Origin of the sequence: Micromonospora sp. LOL_021, assembly GCF_048060215.1 — a bacterium.
Classification (GTDB): domain Bacteria; phylum Actinomycetota; class Actinomycetes; order Mycobacteriales; family Micromonosporaceae; genus Micromonospora_E.
In genome coordinates, this window is sequence record NZ_JBHMIN010000009.1 from 70,911 (window position 1) to 85,680 (window position 14,770).

A 14,770-nucleotide genomic window follows, 5' to 3' on the forward strand; every position below is an offset into this window, starting at 1 on the left:
TCAGCTCAGCGGCTCGACCCAGATGTTGCGGTACTGCACAGCGTTCTGGTGGTCCTGCAACCGGATCGACCCGGTCGCCGGCCCCTCGGGAATGTTGCCACCGGTCGGGCCGGTGATGGCGACGTCGTCGTGCACGGTCACACCGTTCCAGACCAGGGTGACCCGGGCGTCGGAGGTCTTCTCACCGGCGCTGTCGTAGCGGGCCGCACGGTAGGTGATGTCGTACGTCTGCCACGTCTCCGGCGGCCTCGCGGCGTTGACGTCCGGCGGCTTCTGCAGGTAGATGGCACCCGCCTCGTTGTTGTCCAGGGTCGGGTCCCCGTACGAGTCGAGAATCTGGATCTCGTAGCGCTCCTGCAGGTAGACGCCGCTGTTACCGCGGTTCTGCCCGGTGACCTCCGGCGGCAGTTGCGGCACTTTGAACTCGACGTGCAGCCGGAAGTCGCCGAACGCCTGCCGGGTGCGCAGATCGCCGCAGCAGACCTCCATCGCCCCGTCACCGACCAGCGGCCAGCTCGCCGAGCGCCCGTCGGTGTGCTGCCACTCCGACAGGTTGCCGCCGTCGAACAACACGATCCGTTCACCCGGCTTACGGACGGTGATCAGATCCAGGTTGACGTGACCGGTGTCGGTCGCGTCCACCCGGTACTGGATCGCGTTGATGCCCCGACGCAGGGTGAGCAGTTCCGTCTTGGTGGCCCACTCCTTCCAGGTGACGGTGGTCGGCAGGACGGTCTGCCGTACCTTCTCGCCGTTCACGTAGATGCTGACTGTCTTGTCGCCCTGGAACGGGTTCGGGCCGTTGCTGTAACGCAGCCCCACCTCGTACTCGCCGTTGCGCTTGACCTCGACGTGCACGGTGTTGGCGGCGTTCAACTCGCCGAACCCGGCCACGAAGCCGACGCCCGAGTGGCCGGCGTGCTCGGTGTCGTACCGGGCACTGCCCTGCTGGTAGCCCTCCTCGGCCTCGTAGAAGATTCGGTCCGGCTGCGCCCCCGGGATGGCGTTGAGCGTGTACCAGGCCTCGGTGCTCCACAGCTCCTCGCCGTTGGAGGCGGTGAACGAACGCGGCGAGCGCAGGTGCACCACCCGGCCCTGCTGCAGGCCGTCGACCATCACCCGGACCGTCCGACGGTCGTTGGAGACGATGACCTCGCGGACGGTCAGCGTCTCCTCGTCGACCTTCGGTCCGCCGTACGTGGGGGTCGGCGCGTAGCGCCACTGCTTGATCTGGTAACGACCGGCGATGTCCTGGATCGTCTCGGTGGACAGCGGCCGGGTGTATTCGATCTTGAAGCCGTTCGGGGTGGCGCTCATCGACTTCATGTCGAACGTCCGGTTGCCGTTCGGGGTCAGCTTCTGCAGCCCGTACCGCAGCTTGCCGGCCTGGCCCCAGTTGCCGTCGGCACCGAGCCCACCCACGTAGATCGCCCCGTCCGGGCCGATCGAGACTTCGTTGACGCCGGCCTCCAGCCCCTGGGTGTGCCGGAACACCGCGCCCTGGTACTCGCCGTGCACCTCCTCGAGGTACGCGCGCTGCAGGCCGCCGTAGGTGACGTCGCCGATCAGGAACTGATCCCGGTACGGGCCCTTCTTGATCCGCACCGGGGTGCTCGGCGAGTTGGCGATCTCGTTCTGCGGCAACCAGAGCGCCGGCTGGCTCACCGGGTTGGCGTCGAACGGCCCGTCCGGGTTGGTGTAGTGGTTGAAGAACCGGTCCTGCTCGATGTGCACCAGCTTGGAGGCGGGCAGCCAGCCACCCTGGTTGTCGGTGACGAAGAGCTCCTTGTCCCGGCCCCAACCGATGCCGTTCGGGGTGCGCAGACCACCGGCGATGTAGCTGACCTCGCCGGTGCGCCGGTTCACCTTGATGCTGGTGCCCCGGTTGCCGATCGGCTGCGGGTCGGTGGTGGCGCCGCCGTAGTCGATCGCCACCGAGAGGTTGAGGTAGAAGTGGCCACCCCGGTAGAGCAGGCCGAAGGCGAACTCGTGAAAGTTGCCTCCGTACGGCCAACTGGCCACCGTCCGGTACTCGTCGGCGACCTCGTCACCGTCGGTGTCGCGCAGCTCGGTCAGCTCGTGTTTCTGCGAGACGTAGATGGTGCCGTCGACCACCGCCAGGCCCATCGGCTCCCGCAGGCCACTGGCGACCTTCTTGTACGTGACCTGCTCGGCGCTGGTCGTCCCGGTGACGTTCTCGACGATGTAGACCTCGCCGAGGAGCTCCTCACTGCCGCCCCAGGTGGCGATGACCAGTCGACCGTCCTCGGTCCAGTCCATGCCCGAGACCTGCGGCTCGAACCCGTCCGGCCGCAGGTCGGTCAGGGTGTAGTCGGGGTGCACCGCGTCCAGCGGAAGCCCGTCGCCGGGGGTGTCGGTGACACCCTGGCACGCCTTGCGGCCGGGCGCGGTCACCCGGACCACGCCGGCGTCGGTGCTCAGTACGGAGTTGGGCACGACGGCGAACTCCTCGGCGCCCGGCGGCTGCCAGGACAGGGTGAGCTCCTGCCCACCGCCGGCCTCGAAGTACTCGACCCGCAACGCGTGGTAACCCTCGGTCAAGGTCACCGCGCCGTCCATCGGGGTCGCCCCGTGCAGTCCGTCGTGGTCGACCACCACCGCGTCGTCGATATAGAGACGAGAGCCGTCGTCGCTGACCAGCCGGAACGTGTACGTCCCCGCGGTGTCGACGTGCAGGTTGGCGAGGGCGTGCGTGACGAAGTTGTCCTCCTGCCCGAAGTCGTCCGCAGCGGACCAGTCGATGACCGGCATCAACTTGTCGACGTTCGGGGTCTGTCCGGGCTTGAGGGTGCAGATCTCGGTCAGCGGCACACCGACGTCGTACGTACGCAGGGTGACGCCCGGCTCCTGCGGCGGCAGGTCGGCGACCTGGGCGACGGCCGGTGACGCACCGACAGCGGTCAGCGAGGCGAGCATGGCGGTGATAACGAACATGGCCGGGCCACGTGTTCTTGGCGGGCGTGGAGACATTCCTCCCCCTTCGAGAGTGCTGATGAACGCCGCGGTCGCAACCATCGCCGAGGGGGTGCCTGCCCGGTGGACGAGATGATCTCGAAGCACGGCTGCGGCACATCATGAGTCACATTCGCTGAAGTAGCAAGATCTTCTGAGCGATGATGTCGAACTTTTGCTCATCTCAAGCGAAAGATCCGCGGAGGCCCGCTGTCGTACGGTGGGCGTCCAGCTTCGAGGAGATCAATCGCCATCGGGACTGCGAGCGACGAGGACGCCTACCTGCCCACGCTCGAAAGTCTCGGATACGTCCTCACCGTCCGGGAACCGTCCTTTCACGAACACCGGTGCCGGAAGTTGACCGACCCCTGGGTTGTCAACCTGCACGTTCTGGGCCAAAACTGCCCGGAGGTCATCCGACACCGGATGTTCCGCGAACTGGCTGCGTGCGCACCCCGACGACCGCGCGCTACGCGGACGCGAAACGGGCGGCGGTGCCCGGAGGCGGCAACGTGACGAGCTACAACGGCGCGAGCAACAGGTAATTCGGGAGATCTATGACCGGCTGTTCCGGGCGGCCGGGATGTTCCAGCCGAGCCCTGCAGGTCGATACGATCGGCGGACAGCATCGTCCGCCGGCACACCCTCACGAGACGGTAGAGTCGGCCCGGGCCGACCTGCGCCCACCAAGAAGGAGTGCAGATGGCCGCACGTTTCGAGGAACTTGACTGGCGGCGGACCCCGATGGGCGAGATCAGCCTGCGGCGGCGGCGGGACCCGGTCGTCGACCGAGACGTGTACGAGGTCAAACTGGGCGACGAGTACCTGATGTCGAGCCTGTTCACCGTCGCCGAGGTCGAGCTGGCGCGGCTCGCCCTGGCGGACCTGGCCGACGAGGACCTCGACGTCGTCGTCGGTGGGCTCGGCCTCGGCTACACCGCCCACGCCGTACTGCGGGACCAACGGGTCCGGTCGTTGATCGTCGTCGAAGCGCTGGCCGACGTCATCCGGTGGCACCGGCATGGTCTGGTGCCGGGTGGAGAGGCGCTGGTCGCGGATCCCCGGTGCCGGTTGGTGGCCGGGGACTTCTTCGCCCTGACCGCGGCGGCCGGCCCCGACCCGGCCGCACCTGGACGACGGTTCGACGCCGTCCTCGTCGACATCGACCACTCCCCCGGGCATGTCCTGCACCCGTCACACGCCGCCTTCTACCAGCCGGAGGGTCTGCGGCACCTGGCTGGCCACCTGCGGCCCGGCGGCGTGTTCGCGCTGTGGTCCGACGATCCGCCGGAAGCCGGGTTCACCGAAGCGCTCGGACGGGTGTTCCCGCAGGTCCGCACTGAAGTGGTCACGTTCCGCAACCCACTGCTCGGCAGCGACTCGGCCAACACCGTCTACTTGGCGCGGACCCAGGCACAGCCGCCGGGCGACTCGGGTCAGCCGGCGGTCGGCTGAACCGCCACCGGAACGTGCAGGTCGCGGACCTGCAGGGCAGTCGGCGTACCGTCCGGGTCGGGACGGGCGCACGGGGTCGCCGCGGTGGCCAACGCGGCGCGGTCGTCCGCGCTGCTGATCTCGACGGCGACCTCGACGCACCCCGCGGTGGTCCGCAGGACGTTGCCGTACACGCTGTACACCTGACTCGGCACCAGATAGGGATAGTCGAACCGGCTGACGGCCCTGTCGGACGGGCGGCGGATGGACAGCCGGATGGTGACCCCGGTCGGCACCCGCTCGGTGGAGACGAACAGCGGCCAGGCCGCCTGGCATCGCTGGGAGTAGCGCAGGGTGAGGCTGCCGTAGGGCGGCTGGGCCGGATCGCGGTCGAGAACCTGCACGGTGTGCGTGCTCACCGCGTCGAGGTGGCACTGTTCCTGCTGCGGGTCCGCGCCGTCCGCCGCCGGTGACACGGCGGCTGAGGTCGCCACGGGTTCCTGCGCCGCCCCGCCGAGCCGGTCGAGTACCGACGCCGGCACCAGGATCACCGCGGCGACGACGGCCGCGATCCCCCCGGTCGCCGCCAGCGCGCGGCGGGAGACCTGCGGCTCCCGTACGGCGGGCCGGTCGGCCGGTGGCACGGCACCGTTGACGAGTGCGTCGACCTGGCTCCACCGCTGCCGCCAGGCGTCCTCGTCGCCGTCGCAGGCACGGACGAACGCCAATGTCAGCTCCAGCGAGGGCAGCCGGCTCCCGGACAGCACACTGGACAGCGCGGTGTGCGAGTAGTGGGCCCTCTCCGCCATCTTGCGCAACGAGGGCTGCCCGGCGTCGCGTCGAAGCTGTTCGAGATCGGCGACGAAGGCACCGAGCGGGCCGGCGGCGGAACCACGAGTGCCGGCGTGTCCGTTTTGATTCGTCATGGCCTCTCCTGAACGCGTAAACCTGGTGTCAACAGCGGTCAAGCCAGTGCTTTACGAGCAGGCCCACGCCAGTATCAGCCTCGACGCAGCTGCCCGTTGGATAGACGCCAGTGAACAGCGTCTCACAGTCCGTACTGGACCACGTACGCATCCGGATCCGGACCGGCCGGCGTACCCGGACGACGAGCCGCCCGCGACGTCGTCCGGCATGGACGCGGTACCGGGTGGACGGGCAGTCCGCTCTACGACAGGAGGACCGCGTGCACCACCGCAAGCAAACCGAACCCGCCCGCCGACCGGCGTCCAGAACCCTCCCCCGGCTCCTGCGGGGCGGCCTGGCGTCCCTCGCCGCACTGGTGATGGTGCTGGTCGGAGCCGCCGCTCCGGCGATCGCCGGGATCACCGGCTACCGGGTGACCGGCACCGGTGGTGCCGGGCTGATCGTGCGGACCAACCCGCACGACGCCTCCGCGCCGGCGGTCGCCGTCCTCGCCGACGGCACGTACTTCACCGCCGAATGCGCGGTACGTGGCCGCAACATCTACGGCAACAACGTCTGGCACCAGATCAGCGCACCGGTGAACGGCTGGATCAGCGACTACTACACCACCACGCCCGGCTTCAACCAGTACCTGCCGGGCGAGCCGGAGTGCGGCTCCGGCACCCCCCCACCGACCGGCACCCGGGAGCAGCGTGCCCTCGCCTGGGCCCGGTCGGTCCTCGGACACACGCACACCAACGGCGACCTCGGCGACACCAACCATCCGTGGGACGGCTGGTGCGACAACTTCGTCGGGCACGCGTACGGACTTGCCGCCAGCGGGTACGCCACCGCGCTGGTCCACTACAACGCGCTGTCCCAGCGCGGCCTCATCCACACCACCGGCACGCCGCCGCCCGGCGCCCTGGTCTTCTTCGCCGGAGCGCAGATCAACGGCTACGCCGGTCACGTGATGCTCTCCGAAGGCAACGGCAGTTACATCACCACCGCCCCCACCATCCGGCAGGTCTCGCTCAGTTGGCCCGGCGCGCCGTACCTCGGCTGGTCGTACGCGGACCCGGAGTGGCCGGGACGTTGACCACCGCTTCACCCGACCGCCGGTTCACCCGTCGGAACTCAGTCACCGCTCGTCGCTACCAGGAAGGAACGTGATGGATCCCGATCGTCTCCCACCTGCCTCCACCGCGGGCCGCAGGCGCCGTCATCGGCTGGGGCTCGGCCTCGCCCTGCTTTGCGTCGTCGGCACGGTCGCTTTCGCGGTGCCGGGCACGGCCAGCGCCGCACCGGACAGCGGCGCCGTCGACGGTGCCGTCCCGGCCAGCGTCGGCGAGCCGGCCGCCACGCCGGCACCGGACGCCGTCAGCGTCAACGCCGTCGGTATCGACCTGTGCGCCCAGGTAGGGTACGCCGCCGGGTTTCGGGGCAGCCCGCTGGTCACTGCGGTCGCGGTGGCCATGGCGGAGTCCTCGTGCAACCCGTCGGCGGTCGGCAGCAACGGCCCCACCTATGGATGCCCGAACGGATCACTGGACCGCGGGCTCTGGCAGATCAACAACTGCTACCACCCGACCGTGACCGACACCTGCGCCTACGACGCCCAGTGCAACGCGAACGCCGCGTACAACATCTCCAGCGGCGGCAGCAACTGGCAGCCGTGGTCGACCTACAACAGCGGCGTGTACGCCAACCACCTGTCCGCCGCGCAGGCGGCGGTGGACCGGCTCGGTGGCGGCGGCACGCCGGGCGGCGTGACCGGGACGATCCTGGCCAGCCCGTGGCTCAACGTCCGGGCCGGTCCGGGCACCTCGTACGCCGTGACCGGGTACACCTACTACGGCAGTACGGTGAACATCTCCTGCTACACCTTCGGTGGGTACGTCGGCGGCGGGTACTGGCCGTCATCGACGTGGGACCGGATCACCGATCCGGCCACCGGTGCCATCGGATTCGCCGCGGATACCTGGATCAACACGACCTACGACGTCAAGAGCATGGTCCCGTCCTGCTGATCCGTCACGTCGGACGGCACCGGTGACCCGGCCGTGTTGTCCCGTGCCGCTGGCGGCACGGGACAACACGGCCGGCTGCTGTGGAGACGCCGGAACGGGCGACGCCAGGCAGGATAGCCTTACCGGATCACGCACGGCAGTGGCAGAGGAGGCGGGCCTGCGGACATGGGTTCCCGTGAGCTGATGCAGATCGGTGAGGTGGCGGAACGCACCGGGTTGAGCCTGCGGACGATCCGCTACTACGAGGAGGTCGGCATCGTCGTGCCGTCCGCCCGCAGCCAGGGCGGTTTCCGGCTCTACACCCAGGCCGACGTCGACCGGCTCCTGGTGGTCAAGCGGATGAAGCCGGTGGAACTCACCCTCGACCAGATCCGTGAGCTGCTTGAGATCCTCGACCGGCTGGCCGCTGCCGGAGAGTCCCTTGGACGGACCGAGCGGGTGACTCTGCAGACGAAGCTGCGGGAGTTCCAGGCGATCGCCCGTGCCCGCGAAGCCGTGCTGGCGACCCAGCTGCGCATGATCAGGGAATTCGCCGACGACCTGTCCCTCCACCTGGACGACGTGCCGACCGGGGCAGGCCGTCGCGCGGTTGCCGGCTGACCCGCCACCGACCGGCAAATCGCCTCTTACGTTAGAGTTTGGTCGTCGGCCTGGTGCTACGCAGCGGGCGGCGAGAGGAGGACCTCGGGTGTCAGGAGCAGTGGAAACCGTACAACAGGTCACCACGGAGGCGGCCCGGCGGCGTACCTTTGCGGTGATCTCCCACCCGGACGCCGGCAAGTCCACCATCACCGAGGCCCTAGCGTTGCACGCCCGGGCGATCAACTCCGCCGGCGCCGTGCACGGCAAGGGCGACCGCCGTGGCGTGGTCTCCGACTGGATGGCCCTGGAGCAGCAGCGCGGCATCTCGATCACCTCGGCGGCGCTGCAGTTCACCTACCGCGACACGGTGGTGAACCTGCTCGACACGCCCGGGCACGCGGACTTCTCCGAGGACACCTACCGGGTGCTGACCGCGGTCGACTGCGCGGTGATGCTGCTCGACGCCGCCAAAGGGCTGGAGCCGCAGACGCTGAAACTGTTCGAGGTGTGCCGCCACCGCCGGGTGCCGGTGATCACCTTCATCAACAAGTGGGACCGCCCCGGGCTGGAGCCGCTCGAACTGCTCGACGAGATCGAGCAACGGATCGGGCTGCGCTGCACCCCACTGACCTGGCCGGTCGGTGTCGCGGGGCAGTTCCATGGGGTGGCCGACCGGCGCAGCGGCGGCATGGTCGCGTTCACTCGCACGCCGGGCGGGGCGACCGCCGTCATCGAGGAGACCCTCACCGCCGCCGAGGCCACCCGACGGTACGGCGCCGACTGGACCCGGGCGGTGGAGGAGCTGGACCTGCTCGCCGCCACCGGCGCCGAACACGACCGGGCCGCGTTCGTCGCCGCGACCACCACACCCGTGCTGTTCGGCGCCGCGGTCACCAACGCCGGCGTACGCCAACTCCTCGACGTGCTGGTGGACACCGCCCCCGCGCCGACGGCCCGACCGGACAGCACCGGCGCCCCCCGCGAACTGGACGCACCGTTCGCCGGATTCGTCTTCAAGACCCAGGCGAACATGAACCCGGCCCACCGCGACCAGGTGGCGTTCGTGCGGGTCTGCTCCGGCCGGTTCGAACGCGGCATGGTCGTCACCCACGCCGGCACCGGCCGCCCGTTCGCCACCAAGTACGCCCAGCAGGTCTTCGGCCGCGACCGGGACACCATTGACGAGGCGTACCCGGGCGACGTGGTCGGCCTGGTCAACGCCACCGCGCTGAGCATCGGCGACAGCCTCTACGCGCCCGGGCCGGCGGTGACGTTCCCGCCGCTACCCTCGTTCGCCCCCGAACACTTCGTCGCGATCCGGGCCACCGACGCGTCGAAGTTCAAACGGTTCCGCCGCGGCATCGAACAACTCGACGGCGAAGGCGTGGTCCAGGTACTGCGATCGGACCGCCGGGGCGAGCAGTCCCCGGTGCTCGCCGCGGTCGGGCCAATGCAGTTCGAGGTCGCCACCCACCGGCTGGCCGCCGAGTTCGGGGTACCGACCGCGATCGACCACCTGCCATACACCCTGGCTCGGCGCACGGACGCGGCGAGCGTAGCCGGGTTGAACGCGGCCCCCGGGGTCGAGGTGATGACCCGGGTGCGCGACGGCGAACTGCTCGCCCTGTTCCCCGACAAGTGGCGGCTGTCCACCGTCCGCAACCGCGACCCCGACCTGGTGCTGGAGCCGTTGCTCGCCGACGCCGAGGGCTGACCTCCCGCGTCGCGTCAGGTGGCAGGCCGAGCCGCGGACCGCTGCTCAGCCCGTGCCCGGTCCACGCAGCCCGGCGACGCTACTCGGCCGCTGGTCGGTCCACTCCCGCTCGGCCCAGGCCCGACCGTCGTCGCGGCCGCGTCCGGCGGCCTTCCACCGTCGCCCGCAGCGCCTGCTCGATCCGTTCGGCACCGACCGCGACCGAAAACTCCTTGTCGTAGTAGGACCGGCCAGCCTGCCCGAGCAGCTCGAGCTTCTCGCGGCCCAGGTCGCACACTTCGCGCAGGGCGGTTCCGATCGAGTCCTGGTCCCCCGCCCGGGCGACGAAGCCGGCGCCACTGTCCCGGGCGACCGTTGCGGCGTCGCCCTCGGCCGCGACGAGCAGCGCCCGACCGGCGGCGAGGATCGCCTGCACCTTGCTGGGCATCGTGTACGCCGACATTCCACCGGGGCGCAGGCTCACGTAGTGCACGTCGCCGGCGGCCAACAGTGCGGGCATCCGGTCGCGGGGCAGCCGGCCGAGAAACCGGACGTTGGTGGCACCTGCCCGCGCCGCCCGGGCACGCAGCCGGTCCTCGGTGGTGCCCGACCCGGCGATGAGGCAGACCAGCCTCGGATCGTCGACCCGGACGCACGCGTCGATCAGTGGGTCGAGGCCCTGTGCCTCACCGAGCGCCCCGGCGTACGACAGCACCACCTGATCGGGACGGATCCCGAGCTCGGCGCGCAGATCGGGACGGCGGACCGGCGTCGCCTCGTCGGCCCACATCGGAATGTGAACCAGCTTCTCCGGCGGTACGCCCCGCCCGGCGAGCAGCCCGCCCGCGCCCGGCGAGACGTAGGCCACCCGCTCCGCGCTGCGGTACATCGCCTCACACCAACCGGCCATCCCCCGCGCGAGAGTCCGTGACGATGGACCGCTGCCGAGGAATCCGCTGGCCACCGCGCTGTCCGGCCAGATGTCCAGGACGTGCAGCAGGACCGGTACCCGGTGCACGTACCGGGCGTACCACATCGGAATCGCCACCGAGATCGGCGAGTTGCCGACCCAGAGTGCGTCGAGTCCGCGCAACGCGTCGGCGCCGGAGATCAGCGCCGAACCGGCGAACGAGCCGTAGTTGATCAGTCGCCTTGCGGCGGACCGGTCATGGCTGGGATAGAGCGCCACCCGACGGATCCGCACGTCGCCGTCCATCTCGTCGAGCCGGCGCGCCATCCGGTAGCCGGGTGCGAGCCGGCCGGTCGGATAGTTCGGGAAGCCGGTGACCACCCGTACCTCGTGTCCCCGTCGGGCGAGGGCGTGAGCGAGCCGGCCGGGCAGCGCGGCCGGCCCAGGCTCGGGATCGAACCACTGGGTGAGCAGACCGATCAGCATGCAATACACCTACCAAGCACTACGAAATGTTTTGCCCTTTTTGCGTTAATAATGACTCGGTCCGCGATCGCGGCCCGCCGGGGCATCCGAGCCTTCCTCACCTTGCCGGAAATGACCTCTACGCCGGTTATGTGGCTATATCGTCACGTGCGACGACATCCACCGTCCCCCCGGGGTGGCCCGATGGGAGAAGCAAGACAGGGGCAGATGTGGTTTCCTCGCTATCGGACCGACGCTTCCTGATCACCGGTGGTACCGGGTCCTTCGGCCAGACGATGGTTTCCCGGTTGCTGGACGCCGGCGCCGATGAGGTCCGGGTCTTCAGCCGCGACGAGTCCAAACAGGATGCCATGCGGCACCGGCTCGCCGACGAGCGCGTCCGCTACTACGTCGGCGACATCCGGGACTACGACAGTGTGCTCAAAGCCGTACGGGGCATGGACTTCGTCTTCCACGCCGCCGCACTCAAGCAGGTGCCGTCGTGCGAGTTCTTCCCACTCGAGGCGGTCCGGACCAACGTACTCGGCAGCGCCCACCTGGTGGACGCGTGTGAACGGGTCGGGGTCGAGGCGCTGGTACTGCTGAGCACCGACAAGGCCGTCTATCCGGTCAACGCGATGGGCATGACCAAGGGTCTGATGGAGAAGGTTGCACAGGCACACGCCCGGGACAACCTGACGGCCCGGACCCGCGTCTGCTGCGTGCGGTACGGCAACGTCATGTACTCGCGCGGCTCGGTCATCCCGCTGTTCATCGACCAGATCCGCCACGGCAGCCTGCCGACCGTCACCGAGCCGTCGATGACCCGGTTCCTGATGTCGCTGGCCCAGTCGGTCGACTTGGTGGAACACGCGTTCCACCACGGCCGACAGGGCGACGTCTTCATCCGCAAAGCCGACGCCTGCACCATCGGCGACCTGGCCACCGCATTGTGCAACCTGTTCGGCGTACCGGCCAAGTTCGACGTGCTCGGCATCCGGCACGGCGAAAAGATGTACGAGACGTTGGCCAGCCGCGAGGAACTGTCCCACGCCGAAGATCTGGGCGAGTTCCTCCGGGTCCCGGTGGACAGCCGCGATCTCAACTACGCCCTCTACGTCGACGAGGGCGACGTCGACAGCGGCGGGCTCACCGACTTCAACTCGCACAATGCCCGGCGGCTGACCGTGCCGGAGGTCGAGTCGCTGCTGCTCACCCTGCCGGAGGTGCGGGCGCACCTCGATGCCGCCGCGCCCCCGGTCGGCGCGGCATGAGCGCCCCGGCCGGCGGTGGCGGGCACCTGGAGCGGGTGCCGCGGCGGCGGACCGACGGACCGGTTGCCGCTCGAGGGCGGGTCCTCATCACCGGTGCCACCGGAATGCTCGGCCACGCCCTGTTGCGGGAGCTCAGCGCCGACCCGGCGCTCGACGTCCACGGCACCGCCCGCGACCTGGCCGACCGCGCACACCACTTCCCGGCGCCACTGGTCGACCGGATCACCGGCGACATCGACGCCACCCGGTTCGACCAGGTACACCGGATCGTCGACGAACTCCGGCCGGACGTGGTCGTCAACTGTGTCGGGGTGATCAAGCAACGCCCCGACGTGCAGGACGCCACGCACACCGTCACCCTGAACGCTCTCTTCCCCCACCTGCTGGCGCAGACCTGCGGTCAGTTCGGCAGCCGGCTGATCCACGTCAGCACCGACTGCGTCTTCTCCGGACGCCGGGGCGGCTACGTCGAGGACGACCTGCCCGACCCACCGGACCTCTACGGACGGTCCAAGCTGCTGGGCGAGGTCACCGGCGAGGGAACGCTCACGCTACGTACCTCGATCATCGGTCACGAGCTGACCAGCAACCGGTCGCTGGTGGACTGGTTCCTGTCCCGCCCCGGCGGCGTCCGGGGCTGGACCGGGGCGATCTACACCGGCGTGACGACCATCGAGTTCGCTCGGCTGCTGCGGACCGTGGTGCTGCCCCGGACCGATCTCACCGGCCTGTACCACCTGGCCGCCGAGCCGATCGCGAAGTACGAGCTGCTCCGGTTGATCGCCGAGGTGTACCGGTGGCCGGGTGACATCGTGCCGGACGACGGGTTCGTCTGTGACCGGTCGATGCGCGCCGACCGGCTGGCCGACGCCACCGGCTACCGTCCGCCCTCCTGGCCGGACATGGTCCGGTCGATGCACGCCGCCCGGGCCCGCTGGGCCGGTGCCGTGACCGAGGCGGACCGGCAGCGCCTCATGGTCTGACGCGCCGGACCGACAGACAGACCGCTCGGGGTGACCCCGGCCGACCGCAAGCCGAAGGACGACACGTGGTAGACCGAATGAGCCGGCTGACCGTACTGGTCGGCGCGGCAGCCCTGCTTGGGGTCACGACCATCCTTGCGGTACGGAACCCGCTGGTCGCCTCGGCCGCCGTCGCGCTGCTCGTCATGCTGATCTGCGCATCCCAGATGGACGGCTGGCGGTGGCTGTTGGCGCTGACGATGGCGCTGCTGGTCGGCGCGTCGTCCGATGTCGAGGAACTGGCCGACGCCAGCTTCTACCCGCGGTACGTGGCCGTCGGCGGCCTGGTCGTCTGGGCGCTGTGCAGCCGCCGACCCGCCGCTGCCGTGCCGACGAAACCGTGGGCCGGTGTCCTCATCGGCTCGCTCTGGGTACTCGGCGGTCTCGCCACGCTCAGCGCGGTCTGGTCGATCGCTCCGTTTGAGTCCTTCCAGCGCGGCCTGGCCCTGCTGCTGCTGGCCGGGCTGGTCCACCTGTTGGCTCAACGGCGGTGGCCGGACCGGGCGGTCATGATGGCCGACCTGCGGGTGGTCTACCTGGTGCTGGCCGTGTCCGTCGTGGTCAGCATCGGCTACGGAGCGACCGACGGCACGCTGACCACCGCGTTGTCCGGCAGTTCTCGGTTCCAGGGGCTGTTCAGCAATCCCAACATGCTCGGGATGGTCTGCGCGTTGGCCGTGCCGCTCGGCTGGGCCGTCTACCGGGAGACCGGGCGACGTGCCGAACTGCTCGGCATCGTGCCGGCGGCCGGCGCTCTCGTGTTGTCCCAGTCCCGCACCGGACTGGTCGCCGTGCTCGTCGGCGCGCTCTGGGTGGTGCTACGGCATGGGATCGGTACCCTGACCCGGGTCGCCGTCGGCGCGACCGCGGCCCTGCTGGCCGGGTACCTGTCCGGTCTGTTGCCGTCCGTCTTCGCCGCGTCCTGGATGCAGCAGTTCGTCAGCCGGTTCACCCAGAGCGACCTGTCCAACGGCCGGATCCGGCTGTGGCACATGACGGTCGACCTGTGGTGGGAGAACCATCCGGCACTCGGCTACGGGTACGCGTCGCGCAACCATCTCTACGAGCTGGCCAGCTACGACGAACTGCGCGGCTTCAACGTCGGGCTGGTGCACAACAGCTACCTGCAGATGATGCTGGAGCTCGGCCTGGTGGCCGCGGTGCCGCTGCTGCTCACCGTGCTCGCCGCCGGGTGGGCCGCCGTCCGGGCTCCGGTACACCGGGCGAACTCGGGTCTGGTCTGGCTCATCGTCACCGGCCTGCTGATCCAGGTCACCGAATCGGCGATGTTCGGTACCGGGCAGACCTACCCGTACGTGTTCTGGCTCGCCGTGGTCGCCGTCCTGCTGCACCTGCCCGCCCGGCGACGGGCCGGACACCACCGGGCGGCGGCGGATGTCCCAACCCCGTCGCCGCAGCCAGCACCGTCGGCTGAACCGGACAGGTCGCCCAGCCGGGGGCGGACCCCGGTCCTGCGGTAG

At 69.7% G+C, this 14,770-nt stretch carries 12 protein-coding genes; 9 read left to right on the plus strand and 3 right to left on the minus strand.

Annotated elements, in window-relative coordinates; genetic code table 11:
- Complete coding sequence (locus tag ACFHWT_RS08890) at positions 1–2,955, minus strand: family 16 glycoside hydrolase (protein WP_416594111.1); 2,955 nt, start codon at positions 2,953–2,955, stop codon at positions 1–3.
- 270 nt (positions 2,956–3,225) lie between these two features.
- On the opposite strand from ACFHWT_RS08890, the gene ACFHWT_RS08895 reads away from it, so the two are divergent.
- Together ACFHWT_RS08895 and ACFHWT_RS08900 are read left to right on the plus strand one after the other, a co-directional pair.
- Positions 3,226–3,489: a GrpB family protein gene (locus tag ACFHWT_RS08895; protein WP_416594170.1), complete on the plus strand. Its 264-nt coding sequence runs from the start codon at positions 3,226–3,228 to the stop codon at positions 3,487–3,489.
- Positions 3,490–3,675: 186 nt separating this feature from the next.
- Entirely contained in the window at positions 3,676–4,428 is a 753-nt protein-coding gene (locus tag ACFHWT_RS08900; protein ID WP_416594112.1) for a spermidine synthase, read from the plus strand.
- Here the strand turns inward: ACFHWT_RS08900 and ACFHWT_RS08905 are convergent.
- Entirely contained in the window at positions 4,410–5,333 is a 924-nt protein-coding gene (locus tag ACFHWT_RS08905) for a DUF2690 domain-containing protein (RefSeq protein WP_416594113.1), read from the minus strand. The two genes, ACFHWT_RS08900 and ACFHWT_RS08905, sit on opposite strands and share 19 nt — an antisense overlap.
- 260 nt (positions 5,334–5,593) lie before the next feature.
- On the opposite strand from ACFHWT_RS08905, the gene ACFHWT_RS08910 reads away from it, so the two are divergent.
- The 4 genes from ACFHWT_RS08910 (at position 5,594) to ACFHWT_RS08925 (ending at position 9,639) form a co-directional block, all read left to right on the plus strand.
- Positions 5,594–6,412 carry a hypothetical protein gene (locus ACFHWT_RS08910; protein ID WP_416594114.1) on the plus strand — a complete coding sequence of 273 codons (819 nt, stop codon included), beginning with the start codon at positions 5,594–5,596 and terminating at the stop codon, positions 6,410–6,412.
- Positions 6,413–6,485: 73 nt separating this feature from the next.
- Positions 6,486–7,343, plus strand: coding sequence for a transglycosylase SLT domain-containing protein (locus ACFHWT_RS08915; protein ID WP_416594115.1), 858 nt, complete (start codon positions 6,486–6,488; stop codon positions 7,341–7,343).
- A 165-nt stretch (positions 7,344–7,508) separates the two neighbouring features.
- Entirely contained in the window at positions 7,509–7,943 is a 435-nt protein-coding gene (locus tag ACFHWT_RS08920; protein WP_416594116.1) for a MerR family transcriptional regulator, read from the plus strand.
- 88 nt (positions 7,944–8,031) lie between these two features.
- Entirely contained in the window at positions 8,032–9,639 is a 1,608-nt protein-coding gene (locus tag ACFHWT_RS08925; RefSeq protein WP_416594117.1) for a peptide chain release factor 3, read from the plus strand.
- Positions 9,640–9,718: 79 nt separating this feature from the next.
- On the opposite strand, the gene ACFHWT_RS08930 is transcribed toward ACFHWT_RS08925, so the two are convergent.
- The gene (locus ACFHWT_RS08930; RefSeq protein WP_416594118.1) at positions 9,719–11,014 is read right to left on the minus strand and encodes a glycosyltransferase family 4 protein; all 1,296 of its coding nucleotides are present in this window, start codon (positions 11,012–11,014) and stop codon (positions 9,719–9,721) included.
- Positions 11,015–11,223: 209 nt separating this feature from the next.
- On the opposite strand from ACFHWT_RS08930, the gene ACFHWT_RS08935 reads away from it, so the two are divergent.
- The 3 genes from ACFHWT_RS08935 (at position 11,224) to ACFHWT_RS08945 (ending at position 14,770) form a co-directional block, all read left to right on the plus strand.
- Positions 11,224–12,267, plus strand: coding sequence for a polysaccharide biosynthesis protein (locus tag ACFHWT_RS08935; protein ID WP_416594119.1), 1,044 nt, complete (start codon positions 11,224–11,226; stop codon positions 12,265–12,267).
- Positions 12,264–13,250: a dTDP-4-dehydrorhamnose reductase family protein gene (locus ACFHWT_RS08940; protein WP_416594120.1), complete on the plus strand. Its 987-nt coding sequence runs from the start codon at positions 12,264–12,266 to the stop codon at positions 13,248–13,250. Before ACFHWT_RS08935 ends, ACFHWT_RS08940 begins: the two co-directional genes overlap by 4 nt.
- A 65-nt stretch (positions 13,251–13,315) precedes the next feature.
- Positions 13,316–14,770: an O-antigen ligase family protein gene (locus tag ACFHWT_RS08945; protein ID WP_416594122.1), complete on the plus strand. Its 1,455-nt coding sequence runs from the start codon at positions 13,316–13,318 to the stop codon at positions 14,768–14,770.